This is a genomic window from Pseudomonas sp. Pseusp21 (assembly GCF_059492145.1).
Map to the genome: position 1 here is coordinate 2,266,451 of NZ_CP168520.1, position 22,388 is coordinate 2,288,838.

Annotated in this window: 20 protein-coding genes and 1 pseudogene; 10 read left to right on the plus strand and 11 right to left on the minus strand. The window is 60.8% G+C overall.

What is annotated here, in order from left to right; all coding sequences use genetic code 11:
- Positions 1–2: 2 nt before the first annotated feature.
- Together ACEN93_RS10270 and ACEN93_RS10275 are read right to left on the minus strand one after the other, a co-directional pair.
- Entirely contained in the window at positions 3–428 is a 426-nt protein-coding gene (locus ACEN93_RS10270; protein WP_210710774.1) for an HIT family protein, read from the minus strand.
- Between the two features lie 467 nt (positions 429–895).
- Complete coding sequence (locus ACEN93_RS10275; RefSeq protein ID WP_134334327.1) at positions 896–1,249, minus strand: hypothetical protein; 354 nt, start codon at positions 1,247–1,249, stop codon at positions 896–898.
- Between the two features lie 75 nt (positions 1,250–1,324).
- Here ACEN93_RS10275 and ACEN93_RS10280 point away from each other — a divergent pair, with 75 nt between their 5' ends.
- Complete coding sequence (locus tag ACEN93_RS10280) at positions 1,325–2,668, plus strand: OprD family porin (protein ID WP_074688352.1); 1,344 nt, start codon at positions 1,325–1,327, stop codon at positions 2,666–2,668.
- Between the two features lie 123 nt (positions 2,669–2,791).
- Here ACEN93_RS10280 and ACEN93_RS10285 read toward each other — a convergent pair whose 3' ends face one another.
- On the minus strand, positions 2,792–3,631 hold the full coding sequence (locus ACEN93_RS10285; RefSeq protein WP_064599011.1) for a mechanosensitive ion channel family protein: 840 nt from the start codon (positions 3,629–3,631) through the stop codon (positions 2,792–2,794).
- A 137-nt stretch (positions 3,632–3,768) separates the two neighbouring features.
- Positions 3,769–4,254, minus strand: a complete 486-nt coding sequence (locus ACEN93_RS10290) for a YajQ family cyclic di-GMP-binding protein (protein WP_011335651.1) — start codon at positions 4,252–4,254, stop codon at positions 3,769–3,771.
- Positions 4,255–4,394: 140 nt separating this feature from the next.
- Here ACEN93_RS10290 and ACEN93_RS10295 point away from each other — a divergent pair, with 140 nt between their 5' ends.
- The 3 genes from ACEN93_RS10295 to ACEN93_RS10305 are packed head-to-tail and all read left to right on the plus strand — an operon-like array spanning position 4,395 to position 7,982.
- Positions 4,395–5,312, plus strand: a complete 918-nt coding sequence (locus ACEN93_RS10295; RefSeq protein ID WP_495611362.1) for a putative 2-dehydropantoate 2-reductase — start codon at positions 4,395–4,397, stop codon at positions 5,310–5,312.
- Positions 5,313–5,357: 45 nt separating this feature from the next.
- Positions 5,358–7,394 carry a sensor histidine kinase gene (locus ACEN93_RS10300; protein WP_039765991.1) on the plus strand — a complete coding sequence of 679 codons (2,037 nt, stop codon included), beginning with the start codon at positions 5,358–5,360 and terminating at the stop codon, positions 7,392–7,394.
- 3 nt (positions 7,395–7,397) lie between these two features.
- The gene (locus ACEN93_RS10305) at positions 7,398–7,982 is read left to right on the plus strand and encodes a cob(I)yrinic acid a,c-diamide adenosyltransferase (RefSeq protein ID WP_039765988.1); all 585 of its coding nucleotides are present in this window, start codon (positions 7,398–7,400) and stop codon (positions 7,980–7,982) included.
- 50 nt (positions 7,983–8,032) lie between these two features.
- On the opposite strand, the gene ACEN93_RS10310 is transcribed toward ACEN93_RS10305, so the two are convergent.
- The 4 genes from ACEN93_RS10310 to secA all read right to left on the minus strand — a co-directional run bounded on the left by ACEN93_RS10310 (position 8,033) and on the right by secA (position 13,750).
- On the minus strand, positions 8,033–8,980 hold the full coding sequence (locus tag ACEN93_RS10310; protein ID WP_074688355.1) for a Nudix family hydrolase: 948 nt from the start codon (positions 8,978–8,980) through the stop codon (positions 8,033–8,035).
- Positions 8,977–9,609, minus strand: coding sequence for a glutathione S-transferase family protein (locus ACEN93_RS10315; RefSeq protein WP_039765983.1), 633 nt, complete (start codon positions 9,607–9,609; stop codon positions 8,977–8,979). Before ACEN93_RS10315 ends, ACEN93_RS10310 begins: the two co-directional genes overlap by 4 nt.
- A 62-nt stretch (positions 9,610–9,671) precedes the next feature.
- The gene (argJ, locus tag ACEN93_RS10320; RefSeq protein WP_495611363.1) at positions 9,672–10,889 is read right to left on the minus strand and encodes a bifunctional glutamate N-acetyltransferase/amino-acid acetyltransferase ArgJ; all 1,218 of its coding nucleotides are present in this window, start codon (positions 10,887–10,889) and stop codon (positions 9,672–9,674) included.
- 122 nt (positions 10,890–11,011) lie between these two features.
- Complete coding sequence (gene secA, locus ACEN93_RS10325) at positions 11,012–13,750, minus strand: preprotein translocase subunit SecA (protein ID WP_039765979.1); 2,739 nt, start codon at positions 13,748–13,750, stop codon at positions 11,012–11,014.
- Between the two features lie 307 nt (positions 13,751–14,057).
- On the opposite strand from secA, the gene ACEN93_RS10330 reads away from it, so the two are divergent.
- Positions 14,058–14,513, plus strand: a complete 456-nt coding sequence (locus ACEN93_RS10330; protein ID WP_163976270.1) for a DUF721 domain-containing protein — start codon at positions 14,058–14,060, stop codon at positions 14,511–14,513.
- Positions 14,514–14,523: 10 nt separating this feature from the next.
- Here ACEN93_RS10330 and ACEN93_RS10335 read toward each other — a convergent pair whose 3' ends face one another.
- Positions 14,524–16,011, minus strand: a complete 1,488-nt coding sequence (locus tag ACEN93_RS10335) for a helicase HerA-like domain-containing protein (RefSeq protein WP_495611364.1) — start codon at positions 16,009–16,011, stop codon at positions 14,524–14,526.
- A 187-nt stretch (positions 16,012–16,198) separates the two neighbouring features.
- Here ACEN93_RS10335 and ACEN93_RS10340 point away from each other — a divergent pair.
- From ACEN93_RS10340 to gpgF, 5 genes and pseudogenes are all read left to right on the plus strand, one after another.
- Positions 16,199–17,230: pseudogene (locus ACEN93_RS10340) on the plus strand (HAMP domain-containing protein); the annotation flags it as partial.
- Between the two features lie 93 nt (positions 17,231–17,323).
- Complete coding sequence (locus ACEN93_RS10345; protein ID WP_371855245.1) at positions 17,324–18,088, plus strand: methyl-accepting chemotaxis protein; 765 nt, start codon at positions 17,324–17,326, stop codon at positions 18,086–18,088.
- 158 nt (positions 18,089–18,246) lie between these two features.
- Positions 18,247–19,359: an N-acetylglucosaminyl phosphatidylglycerol synthase gene (gene gpgS, locus ACEN93_RS10350; RefSeq protein WP_495611365.1), complete on the plus strand. Its 1,113-nt coding sequence runs from the start codon at positions 18,247–18,249 to the stop codon at positions 19,357–19,359.
- Positions 19,352–20,128: an N-acetylglucosaminyl phosphatidylglycerol deacetylase gene (gpgD, locus tag ACEN93_RS10355; RefSeq protein ID WP_495611366.1), complete on the plus strand. Its 777-nt coding sequence runs from the start codon at positions 19,352–19,354 to the stop codon at positions 20,126–20,128. The genes gpgS and gpgD overlap by 8 nt, the downstream gene beginning before the upstream one ends.
- The gene (gpgF, locus tag ACEN93_RS10360) at positions 20,125–21,123 is read left to right on the plus strand and encodes a glucosaminyl phosphatidylglycerol flippase (RefSeq protein ID WP_074688366.1); all 999 of its coding nucleotides are present in this window, start codon (positions 20,125–20,127) and stop codon (positions 21,121–21,123) included. The genes gpgD and gpgF overlap by 4 nt, the downstream gene beginning before the upstream one ends.
- Here the strand turns inward: gpgF and ACEN93_RS10365 are convergent.
- Together ACEN93_RS10365 and purU are read right to left on the minus strand one after the other, a co-directional pair.
- The gene (locus tag ACEN93_RS10365) at positions 21,107–21,283 is read right to left on the minus strand and encodes a hypothetical protein (protein ID WP_007951232.1); all 177 of its coding nucleotides are present in this window, start codon (positions 21,281–21,283) and stop codon (positions 21,107–21,109) included. The genes gpgF and ACEN93_RS10365 overlap by 17 nt on opposite strands.
- A 58-nt stretch (positions 21,284–21,341) precedes the next feature.
- Positions 21,342–22,190 carry a formyltetrahydrofolate deformylase gene (gene purU, locus ACEN93_RS10370; protein WP_011335666.1) on the minus strand — a complete coding sequence of 283 codons (849 nt, stop codon included), beginning with the start codon at positions 22,188–22,190 and terminating at the stop codon, positions 21,342–21,344.
- Positions 22,191–22,388 lie beyond the last annotated feature (198 nt).

Genomic DNA, 22,388 nt, shown 5'->3' on the forward strand with positions numbered 1-22,388 from the left:
ACTCAGCCCTCCAGAAAGGTGAAATCTTCGTCCAGCACCAGACGCAGGCGCTCGCGGATCGCAGCCACTTGCTCGGCACTGTAAGGCCTGGCGGGGTGCTTGCCCCAGACCGGCGCCGGCCAGGCGGCATCGTCCCGTTTACGCACGATCACATGCATATGCAGCTGGCTGACCACGTTGCCCAGAGTCGCGACATTCATCTTGTCGGCGTCGAAGGAATCCTTGAGCACCTCGGCCAGGGCCGTGGTTTCCTGCCACAAGCGCTGCTGGTCGGCGACATCCAACTGAAACAACTCGCTGATATCGTCGCGGCGAGGCACCAGGATGAACCACGGGTAGTTGGCGTCGTTGGACAACAGCAGTCGACAAAGCGGGAAATCGCCGATGGTCAGGGTGTCCTGTTGAAGTCGTGAATCTAAAGCAAACACTGCGCGCACTCCCGGCGGTTGACCTGTTTTCAGCTTAGCGCCCCACTGCGAAAGCAGCGCGCCAAACGACTGGACGGCAGCATACCTGCGATTGGAGTGACCTTCACGGCGAATGCGCCACGGCAAGGAATCTTACGCGCCCTGCAAAGTGACATTTGTGGCACGAGCGCACCAGAACAGAACCAGCACTGTATTCGAACGCGGGAAATGACCTGTTCAGGAAGCAACGTTTACGCACCATCGACGGCTCAACTGTATGAATTCAGTACAGCCATTGAAATTTTTTGCACCAAAACCGCACAGCACGTCTACGCTCAGTGCGTCGGGCATCCGCCGAATACTCACTGACGGGGTGAACCGGTAACGTTTTTGGTTGTCGCGCTGCGACTTTCAGGGAGCAACACCATGCGAAGGATGGCGTCAAGCCTGTTTGAAAGGCCCTCGAAGCCCCCGGTTTTATGAGGTTTTTACAGCACCGGACGAGCACCTTGAAAAAAACCGGAACAATTCAGCGGTTTGTGCACGCTTGTTGCATTCATACCCATATGGACTATAAGCGCACCACAAGAAGTGGATGCCTTGAGCCCCATAAAAACAGTGGCAGGGTTGCCCGATGGAGATTCAAGCGTTTTGCCAAGGGACTCTTTTTTACCGATGCTCAAGCTCTGTAAAACAGCGCTGAAGTTGTCAGTCCCATTGCATTTGGACTGTAAATTTGCGACATCTACCAAGCCGTTTGCGACACGCTCGTAAAGAAGCTGAAAGGTTGGATTCGCAAGTATCGCCAACATGGTCGGCGTGATATAAGTTTGCGCCGACACAAAAAGAAAGAGCCGCCCAGATAATAAAACAGGTGGGACGGCAGTACTCTTCTAAAACCAAAGGAGCAAATCACGATGCGCGTGATGAAGTGGAGCATGATCGCACTGGCAGTTGCTGCAGCAGCCAGTACTCAAATGGCTACGGCCGCCCCGTTTGTAAGTGACCAGGCTGAAGCGAAAGGCTTCGTTGAAGACGCGAAAGCTGACTTGCTGATTCGCAACTATTACTTCAACCGCAATAACAAAGACGGCGGCAACGACCAGAAAGACTGGACTCAGGGTATCTGGGGCAACTTCAGCTCCGGTTACACTCAGGGCACCGTGGGTGTAGGCGTTGACGCTTTCGGTTACCTGGCAATCAAACTGGACGGCGGTGATGGCACCGGCGGTACCGGCAACATGAGCCGCGACGCTGACGGTCACGTCAACGACAGCCAGGGCAAAGCCGGCGCAGCCGTGAAATTCCGCGTATCGAAAACCGAGCTGAAAGTCGGCGACATGCAGCCAAGCACCGCTCCGGTATTCGCTGTAGGCGGCTCCCGTATCCTCCCGCAAACTGCCAGCGGTTTCCAACTGCAGAGCAGCGAAGTCAAAGATCTTGACCTCGAAGCCGGTCACTTCTACTCGTCGACCAGCCAGGATCGCAACTCCCGTGAAGGCGACCTGTGGGCCAACTATGCTGGCGTTACAGCCAACACCATCGACTACTTCGGCGGCAAGTACGGCATTACCGACAACCTGACCGCGTCCCTGTATGGCGCGAAGCTGGAAGACGTCTGGAATCAGTACTACGCGAACGTGAACCTCACCACCCCATTCGGTGGCGACACTTCGTTGAACACTGACTTCAACATCTACCGCACCACCGACACCGGTGACAAGGAAGCAGGCGACATCAGCAACACCACCTTCTCCTTGGCAACCGCACTCTCCTTCCTGAAGGCGCACACCATTACTCTGGCCTTCCAGAAAGTTAACGGTGACACGCCATTCGACTACGTCGGTGTGGGCAAGAACAACCGTGGCGGCGACTCGATCTTCCTCGCCAACTCCATCCAGTACTCTGACTTCAACGGTCCGAAAGAAAAATCCGCCCAGATCCGTTATGACCTGAAAATGGCCGAGTACGGCGTGCCTGGTCTGAGCTTCATGACCCGTTACGTTAAAGGCTGGGATATCGATGGTACCGGTCTGGCCGCCAACAGTGTTTACCGTAAATCCAACGGTGATCCACTCTACGGCGCTGATGGCAAACACAACGAAACCAACTTGGAAGTCAAGTACGTTGTTCAGTCCGGCCCGGCCAAAGATCTCTCCTTCCGCGTTCGTCAAGCATGGCATAACGCGAACGCTGACCAAGGCGAAGGCGACATCAAAGAGTTCCGTCTGATCGTCGACTACCCGCTGTCGCTTTTGTAATCGCACCGAGTTAGTTGCGGTAACAAAACAAAAAGGCCCATCTTCGGATGGGCCTTTTTTATTGCCTGTCACTTGTAATAGATGCCTGACCGATAAGTCAGGCAATTAATTAGCAACCTATCATTACACTGCCGATTCCTGAACCACACGAATCACTCGTTGTGGAAAAGGAATATCAATGCCTGCAGTCTTTAAACGATCACGCGACTGTTCGTTAAACATGAACATCACATCCCAGTAATCCGCAGTTTTAACCCATACCCGCAGGGAAACAGTGATCGAACTGTCACCCAGTGTCGAAATAACGGCCTGAGGTGCCGGATCCTGCAGAACGCGCTCATCCTTGGCCAGATCCAGCAGCACCTGACGGGCCTTTTGCAGATCGGCTTCGTAATCCACACCTACGTCGAACACAACCTTGCGGGTCGGCTGACGGTTGGTGTTGGTGATGATGCCGTTCGACAGGTTGCCGTTCGGGACGATGATGGTCTTGTTGTCGCCAGTGCGCAGCACGGTGTGGAAAATCTGGATGCTGTCGACGGTACCCGCCACACCCTGAGCTTCGATCCAGTCACCGATGCGGAACGGACGGAACAACAGAATCAGCACGCCGCCGGCGAAGTTCGCCAGGCTGCCCTGCAACGCCAGACCGATGGCCAGGCCGGCCGCACCGATTGCCGCGACGAACGAGGTAGTCTCGACGCCGATCATCGACGCCACGCTGACGATCAGCAGCACCTTGAGAATGATGTTGGCCAGGCTGCTGATGAAACCTTGCAGCGCCAGGTCGGCATTGCGCAGGGCCAGCAGGCCGCCGAGCTTTTGCGTGACCTTGTTGATCAGCCACCAGCCGATGGCCAGGGTGATCACCGCCAGCAGCACACGGCTGCCGTATTCCATGATCATCGGAATCCACGCCTGGGATGCCTTGACCAGGTTGTCCACCTCAGCATTCAAATCCATGTTTTATCTCCTGATTGCCGGCTTCCCGGGCTGTAAAAACCAGCGGCAGAAAGACCGAACCGAACAGGGCTCAATCGTTTCTGCCGTTGCTTGGGCCTCGGACGCATTAAACGCCGAGAGGTTCCCGACCGAAAAGCTTAGTCGCGGAAGTTGTTGAACTGCAGTGGCATGCCGAATTCCTTGGCACGCAGGGCCGCGATGGCTTCCTGCAGGTCGTCACGCTTCTTGCCGGTCACACGCACCTGCTCGCCCTGGATGGCGGCCTGCACCTTGAGCTTGGCTTCCTTGATGTGGCCGACGATTTTCTTCGCCAGTTCCTTGTCGATGCCTTCCTTGAGGACGGCGTCCTGCTTCATCAGCTTGCCCGAGGCGAAGGAGTCTTTGACTTCCAGGCACTGCACGTCGATCTTGCGCTTGACCAGGGCCAGCTTGAGAATCTCGATCATCGCTTCCAGCTGGAAATCGGCTTCAGCGGTCAGGTGGACGGTCAAGTCCTTTTCCTTGTATTCGAAGCTGCCCTTGCCTTTCAGGTCATAACGACGATCGAGTTCCTTCACGGCGTTCTCGACCGCGTTGGTGAGTTCGTGTTTGTCCAGTTCGGATACCACGTCGAACGACGGCATGTAAGTTCTCCAATAAAAAGGCGCGCTCGTACGGGACGCGGCGCGCTTGGCTTGCGGTTAAAATCGGGCTCATTATAACGGGTCTTTTCCCACCGACACGGCGAGCCTTGCATGCCAGTACCTTACCGAGTGAAAAACTGATGTTCACCCCCTGGCATGTCCTGGGCGCCGGAAGTCTCGGCACGCTCTGGGCCACACGCCTGGCCCGTGCCGGCCTGCCGGTTCGGTTGATCCTGCGCGACATTGACCGCTTGCACGACTATGCGACGGCGGGCGGCCTGACCCTCGTCGAGCAAGGCGTGGCCAGCAGCTACGCCATCCCTGGCGAAACCCCGGACAGCCCCGAACCGATCCGCCGCCTGCTGGTGGCCTGCAAGGCCTACGACGCCGAAGCGGCTGTGGCCGGACTTGCCCACCGTCTGGCAGCGGACGCCGAACTGATCCTTTTGCAGAACGGCCTCGGCAGCCAGGAAGCGGTCGCCGCGCGAGTGCCGCAGGCCCGCTGTATCAGCGCCTCCAGCACCGAAGGCGCATTTCGCGACGGCGACTGGCGCGTGGTGTTCGCCGGCCATGGCTACACCTGGCTAGGGGACGCCGGTCATCCGGTGGCACCGATCTGGCTGGACGATCTCGAGGCGGCGAAAATCCCCCATGAATGGAGCGCCGACATCCTCACCCGTCTGTGGCGCAAGCTGGCACTCAACTGTGCAATCAATCCGCTGACGGTGCTGCACGACTGCCGCAACGGCGGCTTGCAGCAACATCACTGCGAAGTCGCCACCCTGTGCGGCGAACTGACCGAACTGCTCGAACGCTGCGGGCAACCGGCCGCGGCGGACAACCTGCAACAGGAAGTCGAACGGGTGATCCAGGCCACAGCGGCGAATTTCTCGTCCATGTATCAGGACGTGGCCAATAAACGCCGCACCGAGATCAGCTATCTGCTTGGGCATGCCTGCAAGGTTGCAGAACGTCATCAGTTAAACCTTCCGCATCTGAAGCAATTGCAGCAGCGCCTGAGCGCTCATCTGCACAGTCTCGGATTGCCCGTCGACTGAGCAGCGGCTACGCTGGCCACTTGTTCCTTTGCTGCGATAAACCTGATGCCATTGCGCCAGCGTCTTGAAAACCTGCCGGTCGGCCAGAAACTGCTGGCCGCCCTGCTGGTGCTGTTGACCACTGTGTTGCTGGTCGCCAACCTGACCTTTATCAGCGCCGCCTATTACATTTCCCAGGAAAGCATGGCGCCCCAGGCGTTGCAGACCATCGGCCGGCTGGTGTCGAACCCGAGCCTGGTGGCCGACGCCTTACAGTCGCCACAAAGCGCCGAACGTCTGCTCAAGGAACTCGACAGCTATTCCCCGCTGCGCGCCGCGGCTCTGTACGACGGCAAAGGCGAACGTCTGGCGCAGTTGCAGCATGGCGACAAACTCAACCTGCCGGAACGCTACCGGCACATCGAAGCCTGGCAACTGACCGAGTTTCGCAGCAACCAACTCATCACCCTGCCCCGCCCCGGCACTGCGCCAGGCCATCTGTTACTGGTGGCCAGCAGCGAGCTGCCGGTGGCGTTCTACACCGGCACGCTCACGGCGAGTCTGGGGATTCTGATTTTCAGTGTGCTGCTGTGGCTGGTCATCGCCCGGCAGATCAAGCGCCTGATCACCCGGCCGATCCATCAGCTCGAAGAACTGTCCCGCCAGGTCACCCGCGAAGAGAACTACGCCCTGCGCGCCTCCCGGGGTAACCATGACGAAATCGGCAGCCTGGCCGAAGCATTCAACACAATGCTTTCGCGTATCGAGGCCCGGGAACAGCAACTCAAGCGCGCCCGCGACGATTCCCAGGCGGCCTACGATCAGGCCCAGGGTCTGGCAGAAGAAACCCGCCACACCAACCGCAAGCTGGAGCTGGAAGTCCAGGTGCGCAGCAAGATCGAGAAAAAACTCACCGGGTTCCAGAACTACCTCAACAGCATCATCGACTCCATGCCCTCGGCGCTGATCGCCCTCGACGAACAGCTCTACGTCACCCAATGGAACCAGGAGGCCAGCGCCCTTTCCGGTACCCGGCTGGACGAAGCGCTGAACCAGCCGATCTTCCTCGCCTTCGAGCCGCTCAAGCCGTTCCTGCCGCAACTCAAGCAGACCGTAGAGCAACACACGGTGGCGAAAATCGAACGGGTGACGTGGTTCAAGGACGACGAGCCCAAGCACTATGCCCTCACCTTCTACCCGTTGATGGGCGGTGCCGGGCGTGGCGTGGTGATCCGGATCGACGACATTACCCAGCGCCTGTCGCTGGAAGAAATGATGGTGCAGTCGGAGAAAATGCTGTCGGTCGGTGGCCTCGCCGCCGGCATGGCCCACGAGATCAACAACCCGCTGGGGGCGATCCTGCACAACGTGCAGAACATCCGTCGACGTCTGTCGCCTGACCTGCCGAAGAACCTCGAGCAGGCCGAGCAACTGGGCATCGAACTCGATACCGTGAACCGCTACCTGCAAGGCCGGGAAGTCCCGCAACTGCTCGACGGCATCCAGCAGGCCGGCGCCCGGGCGGCGAAAATCGTCACCCACATGCTAAGTTTCAGCCGCCGCAGCAACCGCCAGATGGCGCCGTGCGACCTGCCGGCGCTGATCGACCAAGCGGTGGAAATCGCCGGTAACGACTTCGACCTGGCCATCGGCTTCGACTTCAAGGGTCAGGCGATCATTCGCCAGTTCGACCCGGCGCTGGGCCCGGTGCCCGGCACTGCCAACGAACTCGAACAGGTGCTGCTGAACCTGCTGAAAAACGCCGCGCAGGCGATCCACCAGCGCGAAGATGACAGCGAACCAGGGCGAATCACCCTGCGCACCCGGCTCAATCCGCCATGGGCCGAGATTCAGGTCGAGGACAACGGCATCGGCATGAGCGAGAACGTACGCAAGCGCACCTTCGAGCCGTTCTTCACCACCAAGGAAATCGGCCAGGGCACGGGCCTCGGGCTGTCGGTGTCGTACTTCATCATCACCAACAACCACAAAGGCCAGATGGAAGTACAGTCGGCGCCGGGGCAAGGCACCTGCTTCACCCTGCGTCTGCCGCTGGCGCAACCGGCGCCCATCGCCGCCGAAACCAATCAACTACCGAGGTAAACCATGGGCTTTCGCTTGTCGAAGATCTACACCCGCACCGGCGACAAGGGCGAAACCGGACTCGGCGACGGCCGCCGGGTGCCCAAGGATCACCCGCGCATCGAGGCCATTGGCGAGGTCGATACGCTGAACAGTCAGGTCGGTGTGCTACTGGCCGGGTTGATCGCCGAGCGCGAAACCTGCCCCGGACTGAATGAACTGATCGACGTGTTGGCGCCCTGCCAGCATCGGTTGTTCGACTTAGGCGGTGAACTGGCGATGCCGGAATATCAGGCGCTGAACACGGCGGAAATCGAACGGCTGGAAGCCGCCATTGATGTATGGAACGAGGAATTGGGGCCGCTGGAGAATTTCATTCTGCCGGGCGGTTCGATGCTGATTGCCCAGGCCCATGTCTGTCGCAGCCTGGCGCGCAGTGCCGAACGGCGTTGCCAGCATTTGAATGCGATCGAACCGTTGGCCGGAGTTGGTCTGGCGTACATCAATCGCTTGTCGGATCTGTTGTTTGTGGCGGCCAGGCTGATCGCCCGGCGCCAGGGTATTGCCGAGATTCTGTGGCAACCGGCGGCGAAACCCACAGAGGTGTAGCGCCTCTAAGTCAGTCATCGCTGGCAAGCCAGCGATGAGGCCTGAGCCTCTTATAGAGCCTCAGGCCAGAACGCCCGAATCCCCGCCACACCCTGAGCTCCGGCATCCCATGCTTTTTCGCGTTCAGCCGGACCGACTCCGCCCAGCAGAAATACCGGCTTGCTGAAACCTTCGATCAGCGTCGATGCCTGCTCCCAGCCCAACGGCTGCGCATCCGGGTGAGTCAGGGTCGGCTGCACCGGCGACAGGGTGACGAAATCCACGCCCATCTGCTCGGCCAGTGCCAGTTCTTCAGCGTTATGGCAGGAAGCCGCCAACCAGCGATCTGCCGGCAGCGGACGCCCCGCTGCCGCGTACTTGCGCAACTGCGCCGAGGTGATGTGCCAGCCAGCGGCCGGGAAATCGCCCAGCCACTCGAACGGGCCCTTGATCATCAACTGCGCCTTGCCGGCGCACAGGCCGACCGCGTCTACCGCGAGGTCGCGGTACTTCGGGTCATAACCATTGGGCGCGCGCAGCTGGATCAGCTTGATGCCACCGGCGATTGCCTTCTGGATGCCGCGCAGCAAGGCCGGGGTTTCCAGATCTTCCGGGGTGATCAGGTATTCGGCAGGCAAACGCGCCGCCGCGACGATCGGCTGGTTGGCTGCCGGGAATTCGTAATCCGTCAGCTCCTTGGCCGAAACCCAGGCCAATGGCTGGCCTTCGGCGCCATGGGGTTCGCCAGTGAAGCTCGAGACCTCCCAGACATCCAGCAACACCTGCTTGTCCGGGTAATCATGACGCACCTTGATCAGCGGCCGGGCGGCACCGACGACGATGCCCAACTCTTCGTGCAGCTCCCGAGCCAGCGCGGTTTGCACCGACTCGTCGGCTTCGACCTTGCCACCGGGAAATTCCCAGAGGCCGCCCTGATGCTGGGTATCGGCACGCCGGGCGATCAGAATCTTGCCGCTGTCGTCACGAATGACGGCGGCGGCGACGTGTACACGTTTCACGACTGCAATTCCTCCAGTCCGGCCTTTTGCCAGGCCTTGAAGGCTGGCCATTGGTAGACGGTTTCAACATAGGCTTGATCGTCGGCCGGCAGCTTCACCTGATAGGTGCGCAGACGCACGGCAATCGGGGCGAAGAATGCATCGGCCAGCGACACCCGACCAAACAGGTAAGGGCCAGGCTCGGTCGCGGCAGCACGGCATTCGGCCCACAACGCGAGCATGCGTTCGATGTCGACCTTCACTTCCGGCGGCACCGGGTTGAGCGGCGCGTCATGGCTCAGATTGAACGGCATGTGATTGCGCATGGCGAAAAAGCCGCTGTGCATCTGCGCGCAGGCGGATCGCGCCTGGGCTCGGGCGAAGATATCGGTCGGCCAGAGTTGCTCGGAAGGAAACTGTTCGGCCAGGTATTCGGCAATCGCCAGCGAATCGGCAATGGTGCCGCGGGCGGTTTTCAGCAGCGGCACCTTGGCGGTCGGCGAATGGGTAAGCAACCGCTCGCGGGTGTCGGGCTTGCCGAGTTTGACCAGTTCTTCGGTGTAGGGTGCGCCGGTCAGTTCAAGCGCCAGTGCCGCGCGCAGGGACCAGGAGGAAAGCAGTTTGTCGCCGATGATCAGGTGAAGGCTCATGTTCGGGTCCTTTCATGGGACAGAAGAAAAGGAGGTCCGCAGACCTCCCTCTTCGGCAGGGATCAGGTGCGGTATTCGGCGTTGATCTTCACGTACTCGTGGGACAGGTCGGTGGTCCAGATGGTTTCGCTGCAATCGCCGCGACCCAGTTCGATACGGATGGTGATTTCTTCCTGCTGCATCACCGCCGAACCCTGGGCTTCGGTGTAGGTCGCGGCGCGGGCGCCACGGCTGGCGATGCACACGTCACCGAGGAATACGTCGATCTTGCTCACGTCCAGATCCGGCACGCCGGCACGACCAACGGCAGCGAGGATTCGGCCCCAGTTCGGGTCGGACGCAAACAGTGCCGTCTTGATCAGCGGCGAGTGGGCCACGGTGTAGCCAACGTCCAGGCATTCCTGGTGATTGCCGCCGCCGTTGACTTCAACGGTCACGAACTTGGTCGCGCCTTCGCCGTCACGCACGATGGCCTGGGCCACGTCCATGCACACTTCGAACACAGCCTGCTTCAGCTTGGTGAACAGCTCGCCTTCGGCACGGGTGATTTCCGGCAGCGCAGCCTTGCCGGTAGCGATCAGCATGCAGCAGTCGTTGGTCGAGGTATCGCCGTCGATGGTGATGCGGTTGAACGACTTGTTGGCGCCGTCCAGGATCAGGTTGTGCAGCACGTCGCGGGAGACTTTGGCGTCGGTGGCGATGTAACCGAGCATGGTCGCCATGTTCGGACGGATCATGCCCGCGCCCTTGCTGATGCCGGTGACGGTGATGGTCACGCCGTCATGCTGGAACTGGCGGCTGGCGCCTTTCGGCAGCGTGTCGGTGGTCATGATCCCGGTGGCGGCGGCTTCCCAGTTGTTTTCCGACAGGTCGTCCAGCGCGGCCTGCAGGGCGCCTTCGATCTTCTCGACCGGCAGCGGCTCGCCGATCACGCCAGTGGAATACGGCAGGATCTGGCTGGCATCCACGCCGGTCAGTTCAGCCAGTTTGGCGGTGGTGCGCTCGGCGGCAGCCAGGCCCGGTTCGCCGGTGCCGGCGTTGGCATTGCCGGTGTTGGTCAACAGGTAGCGCACAGCGTTCTGCACGCGTTTCTTGGCCAGGATCACCGGCGCTGCACAGAAAGCGTTCAACGTGAACACGCCCGCCACGGTGGAACCTTCGGCGCAACGCATCACGACGACATCCTTGCGCCCCGGGCGCTTGATGCCGGCCGAAGCGATACCGAGTTCAAAACCGGCAACCGGGTGCAACGTTGGCAAAGGACCAAGACCAACAGCCATGAATGCGCTCCTTACTCAATGATGTCAGCACCGCCAAGCGTAGTGACGGTGGTGTAAATGGCAAAACGCCGCGACGGCTGGTGCCGGTCGCGGCGCGGGTATTTCAGCGATTGAAACGGGTTTTACTGGATCTGCCCGTGGCAGTGCTTGAATTTCTTGCCCGAACCGCAGTAGCACAGTTCGTTGCGGCCCAGCTTCTGCTCGTTGCGCACCGGGGCGGTGGCAAGGGCCACGTCGACCTCTTCACCGACCAGTGCTTCCGGTTGATCCAGACCTGGCGCTTCAGCATGTTCGAACTGCATGCGGGCGGCCAGTGCTTCGGCTTCCTGACGCAGGCGTTGCTCTTCCTCGGCCGGATCTTCGCGGCGAACCTGAACGTGCGACAGCACACGGATCGAGTCGCGCTTGATCGAATCCAGCAGCTCGGAGAACAGCGTGAAGGACTCGCGCTTGTATTCCTGTTTCGGGTTTTTCTGCGCATAACCACGCAGGTGGATGCCGTGACGCAGGTGATCCATGGTCGACAGGTGGTCTTTCCACAGGTCGTCCAGAACGCGCAGCACGATCTGCTTCTCGAACGAGCGCAGGGCCTCGGCGCCAGCCTGGTCTTCTTTTTCGTTGTACGCGGCGATCAGCTCGTTCATCAGCTTTTCGCGCAGGGTTTCTTCGTACAGGTGATCGTCTTCGTCGAGCCATTGCTGGATCGGCAGCTTCACGCCGAAGTCGCTGGCGATCGACGCTTCCAGACCGGCCACGTCCCACTGCTCTGGCAGCGATTGTGGTGGAATGTGCGCGCTGACGGTGGCGTTCAGCACGTCCTGGCGGAAGTCAGCGATGGTTTCGCCGATGTTGTCCGCAGCCAGCAACGTGTTACGCATGTGATAAATCACTTTACGCTGTTCGTTGTTGACGTCGTCGAACTCGAGCAGCTGCTTGCGAATGTCGAAGTTGCGGCCTTCAACCTTGCGCTGCGCTTTCTCGATGGCGTTGGTCACCATGCGGTGTTCGATGGCTTCGCCAGGCTGCATGCCCAGGGCTTTCATGAAGTTCTTCACCCGGTCGGAGGCGAAGATGCGCATCAGGCTGTCTTCCAGCGACAGGTAGAAGCGACTGGAACCGGCGTCGCCCTGACGGCCGGCACGGCCACGCAGCTGGTTGTCGATACGACGGGATTCGTGACGCTCGGACGCGATCACCTGCAGACCGCCGGACTCCAGCACTTGCTGGTGACGCTTCTGCCAGTCGGCCTTGATCTGGGCGATCTGTTCAGGGGTCGGGTTTTCCAGCGACGCGACTTCAACTTCCCAGTTGCCGCCCAACAGGATGTCGGTACCACGACCGGCCATGTTGGTAGCGATGGTCAGTGCGCCCGGACGACCGGCCTGCGCGATGATTTCAGCTTCTTTTTCGTGGAACTTGGCGTTCAGAACCTTGTGTTCGATGCCTTCCTTCTCGAGCAATGCGGACATGTGCTCGGAGGTTTCGATAGTCGCAGTACCCACCAGCACCGGACGGCCGGCGGCCATGCTTTCCTTGATGTCATTGACGATCGCCGCGTATTTCTCTTCGGCGGTCAGGAACACCAGGTCGTTGTAGTCCTTACGGGCCAACGGCTTGTTGGTCGGGATCACGATGACCTGCAGGCCATAGATCTGATGGAATTCGAACGCTTCGGTGTCGGCGGTACCGGTCATGCCGGACAGCTTTTCGTAGAGGCGGAAGTAGTTCTGGAATGTGGTCGATGCCAGGGTCTGGCTCTCGGCCTGGATGTTCAGGTTTTCCTTGGCCTCGATGGCCTGGTGCAGGCCTTCGGACAGACGACGACCGGGCATGGTACGACCGGTATGTTCGTCGACCAGCACGACCTGACCGTCCTGCACGATGTATTCGACGTTGCGATGGAACAGCTTGTGCGCACGCAGACCGGCATAGACGTGAGTCAGCAGGCTCAGGTTGTGCGCCGAATACAGGCTCTCGCCCTCGGCCAGCAGACCAATGCTGGTCAGTTGGTCTTCGATGAACTGGTGACCGGCTTCGTTGAGTTCGACCTGACGGGTCTTCTCGTCAACGGTGTAGTGGCCTTCCTGGGTGACTTCGCCTTCGACTTCTTCGACGTGCAGCTTGAGTTTCGGGATCAGCTTGTTGATCTCGATGTACAGCTTGGAGCTGTCCTCGGCCTGACCGGAAATGATCAGCGGAGTACGCGCTTCGTCGATGAGGATGGAGTCGACTTCGTCGATCACGGCAAAGTTGAGTTCGCGCTGGAATTTCTCTTCCATGCTGAACGCCATGTTGTCGCGCAGGTAGTCGAACCCGAATTCGTTGTTGGTGCCGTAGGTGATGTCGGCAGCGTAGGCCGCGCGCTTCTCTTCCGGCGGCTGGAACGGCGTCACGATACCGACGCTCAGACCGAGAAATTCATACAGCGGACGCATCCAGTTGGCGTCGCGGCGGGCCAGGTAATCGTTCACGGTCACAACGTGCACGCCCTTGCCGGACAGCGCGTTGAGGTAAACGCCCAGGGTACCCACCAGGGTCTTGCCTTCACCGGTGCGCATTTCGGCAATCTTGCCTTCGTGCAGGGTCATGCCGCCGATCAGCTGGACGTCGAAGTGGCGCATGCCCATGACACGCTTGCCGGCTTCGCGGGCGACCGCAAAGGCTTCCGGCAACAGCTTGTCGAGGGTCTCCCCCTTGGCAATGCGGTCCTTGAACTCTGCGGTCTTGGCGCGCAGTTGATCGTCCGAGAGGGCGACCATCTTCTCTTCGAAGGCATTGACGAGCTGCACCGTCTTGAGCATGCGTTTGACTTCACGCTCGTTCTTGCTTCCAAAAAGTTTCTTTAACAAAGGCGCAAACATATCGGCAGGATCTTCCACACTAAAGGGATGGAGGGCGGCCCCGTGAGTCGCCCGTGCAGCCCTCATGGCCGCATGCGAACGAGCATTCTACCCGGAAACGGTGGTGAGGAAAGTGGGGATATTCCACGATGCTGGCACTGCGCTTTGACGGGGCTCACTTAAAATAGGGGCGTTTTGCTCAACTTCAAGCCGTACAGCGAAGAAGTTAGTCGTTGATTTAATGGGCAAAGCAGGGACAAAAGCAATGGGCGAGTGAAACGGGTGCCATCTGCTACCATGGCGCCTCTGTCACTTCAGGTCCTAGATCATGGCATTTCGCCCTCTCACAGCCAGAGCGCCCGCCGTTCTGCTACGCGAAGCCAGGCCGTTGAAAGCCATCCTCGGTCATGCCCAGCGTCTGGCCCATCTGCAACGACTGCTCGAAAGCCAGCTGCAACCTGCCGCCCGCGCGCACTGCCACGTGGCCAAGTGGCGTGAAGGCGAGCTGCTGCTGATCGTCACCGACGGCCATTGGGCCACACGTCTGCGCTATCAGCAGAAACGCCTGCAACGGCAACTGCAGATGTTCGATGAGTTCGCCAATCTGACGCGGATCAGGTTCGCCGTGCGCCCACCGACCCTCCAGCGCGAGGCGAACGGGCCGACGATCGACCTGTCGACGGATGCGGCGGCGACCATCCAGGCCACCGCCGACGGGATCAGCGATCCGAATCTGCGAGCGGCACTGGAACGACTGGCCGCCCACGCCAAACCCAAAACCTGAGCCTTGTTGATCAGCGGCGTTTGCTGCCCCCGAGCAATGACCCCATCAGACCACGCACCAACTGTTTACCCAGCGAATTCGCCGCCTGACGCATCGCCGACTTGAGCGCCTGCCCTGCCGCCGTCCCGAGGAACTCTCCAGCCTTGTCCGCCAGACTCGGCTCTTCAGCGGCCGGTTTGCCCGGCGCCACTTCCACCTCCGGTCCCAGCCCTTTGCGACCCATCAGGATTTCATAGGCCGACTCGCGATCGATCGGCTTGTCATAACGGCCCTTGAACGGCGAACCGGCGATCAGCATCGTGCGTTCGGTCTCGGTCAACGGCCCGATCCGCGATTGCGGCGGCGCCACCAGCACCCGCTGCACCATTTCCGGCGTGCCCTTCTCTTGCAAGGTGCCGACCAGAGCCTCGCCAATCCCGAGCTCGGTGAGTACAGACAATGCATCGAACGCCGGATTCGGCCGGAAGCCGTCCGCCACCGCCCGCAGGGATTTCTGTTCCTTGGCGGTGAACGCGCGCAGGCCGTGCTGAATCCGCAGCCCCAGTTGCGCCAGCACGTCGTCCGGCAGATCGCCCGGCGACTGAGTGACGAAATACACGCCCACACCTTTGGAACGGATCAGCCGCACCACTTGCTCCAAGCGCTCCTGCAAAGCCTTGGGCGTGTCGCCGAACAACAAATGTGCCTCATCGAAAAACAGCGCCAGCAACGGTTTGTCGGCATCGCCGCGTTCCGGCAATTGCTCGAACAGCTCGGCCAGCAGCCACAAAAGGAAGGTCGCGTAGACCTTCGGCGCCTCATGCACCAGACGACTGGCGTCCAGCAAATGAATGCGTCCGCGACCATCGGCGGTCGGCTGCAGAATGTCCTCCAGTTGCAGCGCCGGCTCGCCGAACAACGCCTCGGCGCCCTGCTGCTCCAGCGTCGCCAGACGCCGCAACAGCGCCTGGCTGGAGCCGGTGGTGAACAGCGCCGCGTCTTCGCCCAACAGCTGCGGATTGTCCTTGAGGTGATTGAGCAGCGCTTTCAGGTCTTTGAGATCCAGCAGCAACAGGCCTTCGCGATCCGCCACCTTGAACGCTGCATACAGTGCCGACTGCTGGCTGTCGGTCAGCTCCAGCAGGGCGCCGATCAGCAGCGGGCCCATTTCGCTCAGCGTGGTGCGCAACGGATGACCGGACTGGCCGTGAATGTCCCACAAGGTCACGGGATACGCCTGAGGCTTGTGATTGAGCCACGGCATGCCGGCGATGCGCTCGGCAATCTTGCCCTGGGGATTGCCGGCGGCACCGAGGCCGCACAGGTCGCCCTTGACGTCGGCGGCGAACACCGCGACGCCGGCGTCACTGAACGCCTCGGCCAGGCGCTGCAAGGTGACGGTCTTGCCGGTACCGGTGGCCCCGGCCACCAGCCCGTGACGGTTGGCCAGGCGCATGGCCTGGGCGATCGGTTGCCCGGCGAGGTCGGCGCCGATTACGAGTTGCAAGGAGTCAGGCATTTGGTCACCCAATGGTTAATCTTTGTCGAGCATGGCCGATAGCTAAAGGTGACAGATGCGACTGACATCCGCATCGGAGATTTCCCTAAGGAGAAGCGGAAATACCTGCTTGTACCCATCAAGCCCACCTAGCGAGCATCTATAGAAGCACGCCCTGAATAATAAGACCTTAGCGGAACCCCAAGCCATGAACAAAAATCTGCGTTTCAGCCATAAAATTTTGCTTGCCGCCGCCCTCATCGTCATCGCCGCCTTCGCCTCGTTCACGCTGTACAACGACTGGTTGCAACGCAATGCGATCCGCGAGGACCTGGACAATTACCTCAACGAGATGGGCGAGGTCACCGCCGACAACATCCAGACCTGGCTCAGCGGGCGCATCCTGCTGATCGAGAACGCGGCACAGAACATCGCCATCAATCCCGAGCCTGCCGCCGTCGCCAGCCTGCTGGAACAGAAAGCCCTGACGTCGACCTTCATGGCGTCCTACCTGGGCGATGCCACCGGGCACTTCACCATCCGCCCGGATGCGAAGATGCCGGACGATTTCGATCCACGGGTTCGCCCTTGGTATAAAGGTGCGGAAAGCAGCAGCACCTCGACCCTGACCGAACCGTACATCGACGCGGCCACCGGCCAGACCATCATTTCCATCGCCACCGCCGCGAAAAAGGCCGGCCAGAGCGTGGGCGTGGTGGGCGGCGACCTGAGCCTGCAAACCCTGATCGACACCCTCAGCGCCCGAGATTTTTCCGGCATGGGCTACGCATTCCTGGTCAGCGCCGACGGCAAGATCCTGGTGCACCCGGACAAGGCCCTGGTGATGAAGTCCCTGAAGGAAGCCTATCCGCAGGACACCCCGCGCATCAGCAGTGACTTCACTGAAGTCACCGTCGACGGCCAGACCCGCATCGTCAACTTCACCCCGATTAAAGGCCTGCCGTCGGTGAACTGGTACATCGGCCTGTCGGTGGACAAAGACAAAGCCTTCTCGATGCTCAGCGAATTCCGCACCTCGGCCGTGATCGCGACCGTGATTGCAGTGGCGATCATCATTGCCCTGCTCGGTATGCTGATCCGCATCCTGATCCAGCCGCTGCACGTGATGACCCGCGCCATGGAAGACATCGCCGACGGCGAAGGCGACCTGACCAAGCGCCTGACCATCCAGAACCAGGACGAATTCGGCGTGCTCGGTACGGCGTTCAACCGTTTCGTCGAGCGTATTCACGGCTCGATTCGCGAAGTGTCGTCGGCCACCGGCCAGGTCAACGAAGTCGCTTTGCGGGTAGTCGCCGCCTCGAACTCGTCGATGTACAACTCCGACCAGCAAGCCTCGCGCACCAACAGCGTGGCGGCGGCGATCAACCAGCTCGGCGCCGCCGCCCAGGAAATCGCCCGCAACGCCGCCCAGGCCTCGACCCAGGCCAGCGACGCCCGTGGCCTGGCTGAAGACGGCCAGCAAGTGGTGGAGCGCAGCATCAAGGCGATGAATCAACTGTCGAGCATGCTCAGCGCCTCCAGCAGCAACATCGAATCGCTGAACAGCAAGACCGTGAACATCGGCCAGATCCTGGAAGTGATCACCAGCATTTCCCAGCAGACCAACCTGCTGGCGCTCAACGCGGCCATCGAAGCAGCGCGTGCCGGGGAAGCCGGTCGCGGATTTGCGGTGGTGGCGGACGAGGTGCGCAACCTCGCCCACCGCACCCAGGAATCGGCGCAACAGGTGCAGACCATGATCGAGGAGCTGCAAGTCGGCGCCCGCGAATCCGTCAGCACCATGAGCGACAGCCAGCGCCACAGCCAGGACAGCGTGGACATCGCCAACCTCGCCGGCGAGCGCCTGAACAGCGTGACCCAGCGCATTGGTGAAATCGACGGGATGAACCAGTCGGTGGCCACCGCGACCGAGGAACAGACGGCCGTGGTCGAGTCGATCAACGTGGATATCACCGAGATCAACACGCTGAACCAGGAAGGCGTCGAGAACTTGCAGGCGACGTTGCGTGCCTGTTCGGATCTGGAGCAGCAGGCTTCGAGATTGAAGCAACTGGTTGGCAGCTTCCGGATTTAAAGCCGTTCTGTCGGTCGTTTTCGTCGTTCACAACTGTCCGACGAAGACGACCGACAATCCTTCCGAAACCGACCTTGCGCCCCACCGCGAAACCCCGACCGAACATCTATTCTTGATAAAGGTCAACCAAGGGAGATTACTGCGGAGGGACGTTCACCGTGCATATCGCTGACATCACCATGTTCTACGCCCCGGCCAGCGGCGGCGTGCGCACCTATCTGGATGCCAAGCACCGTCGGCTGGGGGTCAAGCCCGGCATCCGCCACAGCCTGCTGATCCCCGGGGCGGATTTTGGTGAGTCTGACGGCGTTTATACGGTTCCCGCCCCTGCCCTGCCCTTCGGCAAGGGCTATCGTTTTCCCCTGCGCCTGGCTCCTTGGCGAAACGTTTTGCAGGATCTGCAACCCGATCTGATCGAAGTCGGCGACCCGTACCTCACCGCCTGGGCCGCGCTCGATGCACGGCGACAACTGGATGTGCCGGTGATCGGTTTCTACCACTCGGACCTGCCACTGCTGGTGGGTAACCGCATGGGCCATTGGGTCACGCCGAATGTCGATGCGTATGTGCGCAAGTTGTACGGCAATTTCGACCGGGTGCTGGCACCCAGCCAGGTCATGGCCGACAAGCTCAGCAGACTGGGGGTGCGCAACGTATATGTGCAGCCGTTGGGCGTTGACCTGCAAACCTTCCATCCGGATGCCCGCGACGACGGGGTACGCACCGAACTGGGGATCGCCGAGGACACGCGCCTGCTGATCTTTGCCGGTCGCGGTTCCAAGGAGAAAAACCTGCCGGTGCTGCTCGACTGCATGAAACGTCTGGGCCCGCGTTATCACTTGTTGCTGGTCGGCTCATCGATGCCTGCGTCCGTCCCGGACAATGTCAGCGTGATCGACCGGTTCTGCCCGGCCGCGCAGGTCGCGCGGTTGATGGCCAGCGCCGACGCGCTGATCCATGCCGGCGATCAGGAAACCTTCGGTCTGGTGATCCTGGAGGCCATGGCCTGCGGCATTCCGGTGGTGGCGGTGGCGGCCGGGGCGTTCGAGGAAATCGTCAGCGAATCCTGCGGCCTGCTCTGCGCGCCGAACAATGCGCAAGCCATGGCCAATGCCGTGCGCGAACTGTTCAGTCGCGGGACTGACGTAATCGGTCGACAGGCACGCCAACATGTCGAACGGCATTACGCCTGGGACACGGTGGTCGACAGCCTGCTGAGCCATTACCACGCGGTACTCGGCGATTCGGTTCCTCGGGTGGCCAATGGCTGAATTTCAAGAACGCCCGGCGGTAATGCTGGTGCTGCATGACGTAGCGCCCTCTACATGGGCCGATTATCGAGGGTTCGTCGAAGCCGTTGACCGGTTGGGCAACGTCCCGATGACGTGGCTGGTGGTCCCGGACTTCCACCGACACGATGCCCTTGAAGCTCATCCGGCGTTTTGTCGAATGCTCGACGAGCGCGTCGCACGCGGTGATGAACTGGCCTTGCACGGCCACTTTCATGAAGACACCGAACCCGGCCCGCGCACGGCGCGCGACTGGTTCATGCGCCGGGTCTACACCCATGAAGGCGAGTTCTATCAGTTGTCCCAGGAAGCCGCCCTCGCCCGCCTGCGTCCCGGGATCGATCTGTTTCGGCGCCACGGCTGGCCGCTGCACGGTTTCGTCGCCCCCGCCTGGTTGATGAGCGCAGGCACGCGCGAGGCACTGCGCGAATTGCCGCTACGCTACACCAGCGATCCGCAGCATCTTTATCACTTGCCGGATTTCGCGGCGGTCGAGGCCCCCGGACTGGTGTGGAGCGCGCGCAGTGCCTGGCGTCGCGGGGTGTCGAAGATCGTCAGCGAACAGCGTGAGCAGCGCTGGCGTCAGGCGCCGGTGATTCGTCTAGGCTTGCACCCGGTGGACATGCGTCACCGCTTTTCCCGGGATTACTGGTGGCGCACCCTTGAACGACTGCTGGCGGACGGACGCGTGCCCATGACCAAAATCGACTGGCTGACACGCCAGCACACTCAAGCCGAGCGTGCCGCTTGAGTCGCGGCATTCTGTTGCTGATCGGCCTGTTGGTGGCCGTGGCGGTGCCCGTCCTGCTCGGCGGCGGCGAGACTTGGGAGCGCTTGCAGGCTTTTCCGCTGAATTGGCTGTTGATCATGTTCGCCATGGTGCTGCTGTGCTGGGGCATCAACACCTTGCGCCTGCGGCTGCTGCTCGGCGATCAGCGTGACCGGGTCACGCCCGTGAAAAGCCTCGGAGTGGTGATGGCGGCCGAATTCGCCTGGTGCGCCACGCCCGGCGGCAGCGGAGGGCCGTTGACGATCATGGCGCTGCTGGCGCGCAGCGGCGTGCGCCCGGCCCGGGGCAGCGCCGTGTTTGCGATGGATCAGTTGAGCGATCTGCTGTTTTTTCTCTGCGCCCTGAGCGGAATTCTGATCTACGCGCTGTTCCAGCATCTGAGTGATCGTATGGAATGGCTGCTGATTGTCAGCGCCGTGTCATTGTCCGGGGGCTTGCTGAGCTGCATATTGGTTGCGCGCTATCACCGCCGTTTGATCCGCTTGAGCGGACGACTGCTGGCCGGGATGAACATCGAACCGCGAACTCGACGGCGCTGGGCGCGGCAGTTACTGCACTTTCTGGCAGCTTTCACCGATGCGCTGAAGTTGCCCTGGGCGACATTGATCAAGGTGTTCGTCCTGACCTGCGTGCATTGGTCGCTGCGTTACAGCGTGCTGTATCTGGCGTTGCGCGGTCTGGGGGCGGATGTGCAGTGGGCCTGGACGTTTCTGATCCAGATGCTTTCGCTGGGGGCGGGGCAATTCAGCCTGTTGCCGGGCGGTGCCGGTGCAGCGGAATTGACCTCGGCGGCGCTGCTGGCGCCAATGGTCGGCAAATCGACCGCGGCGGCGGCGATCCTGATCTGGCGGGTGGTGACGTATTACTTCTATCTTCTGGTCGGTGGCCCGGTGTTTCTATTGATGCTGGGCCGGCCATTGCTGAAAAAACTGCTGAGCGTCAGACAGGCTTCTTGAGGTCATCCTCTTCGTCCTTGAGTTGTTCCCACAGTTCGGCAGCACCGGGAAACTCCGTGCCGTCCTCCGGGCTCAGGTCATCCGGGTCATAGCGGCTCAAGCAGCCTTCGCCCAAGGTGGCGGGTGCCTTGGAAGTGGCTTTGTCCAGTGGATCGCTCATCGGTCATTCCTCACGGTCCATGGATCGCTCCCACGCTCTGCGTGGGAGCGAACCTGAATCAGAACACCACGGTCTTGTTGCCGTGCACCAGCACGCGGTCTTCCAGGTGATAGCGCAGGCCACGGGCCAGCACCATCTTCTCGACGTCACGGCCGAAACGCACCATGTCTTCGATACTGTCGCTGTGGCTGACGCGGACCACGTCCTGCTCGATGATCGGGCCGGCGTCCAGCTCTTCGGTCACGTAGTGGCAGGTCGCACCGATCAGCTTCACGCCGCGCATCGAAGCCTGGTGGTACGGCTTGGCACCGACGAACGACGGCAGGAAGCTGTGGTGAATGTTGATGACCTTGTGCGCGTATTCGCGGCACATGTCCGGCGGCAGGATCTGCATGTAGCGCGCCAGCACCACCACTTCGGCATCGTGCTGCTTGACCAGACGCGACACTTCGTCGAAGGCCGGTTGCTTGTCCTGCGGATTGACCGGCACGTGGTAATAAGGAATGCCATGCCACTCGACCATGCTGCGCAGGTCGTCGTGGTTGGAAATCACGCAGGAGATCTCGCAATCCAGCTCGTCGCTGTGCCAGCGGTGCAGCAGATCAGCCAGGCAGTGGGATTCGCGGCTGGCCATCAGCACCACGCGTTTTTTCTGCTCGGTGTCGGTGATGCGCCAGTCCATCGAGAACTCTTCGGCGATCGGTGCAAACTTCTCGCGCAACACCTCGATACCGAAAGGCAGGGAATCGGCACGGATTTCGTGACGCATGAAGAACCAGCCGACCTGGTTATCCGAGTGGTGGCTCGCTTCGGTGATCCAGCCATTGTGGGCCGCCAGAAAGTTACTGACTTTGGCAACGATGCCAACGCGGTCCGGGCAAGAAATCACCAACCGAAAAGTGCGCATGAGGGGGAAACTCCAGAACTTCGCAAAGGCCGCCATTCTAGCGACTGCGCGGGAAAACTGCAGTATTGATGACCCTCGGAGCCTCACGGCAGCCCGTCGCAGCTTTTTTGACGCGCGTAAACGCCAGAATGATGGCGTTGCAATAGCCATGCTTGAACGGAGCTGTGTGAATATCTGTGAAGACTCCATCACAATATT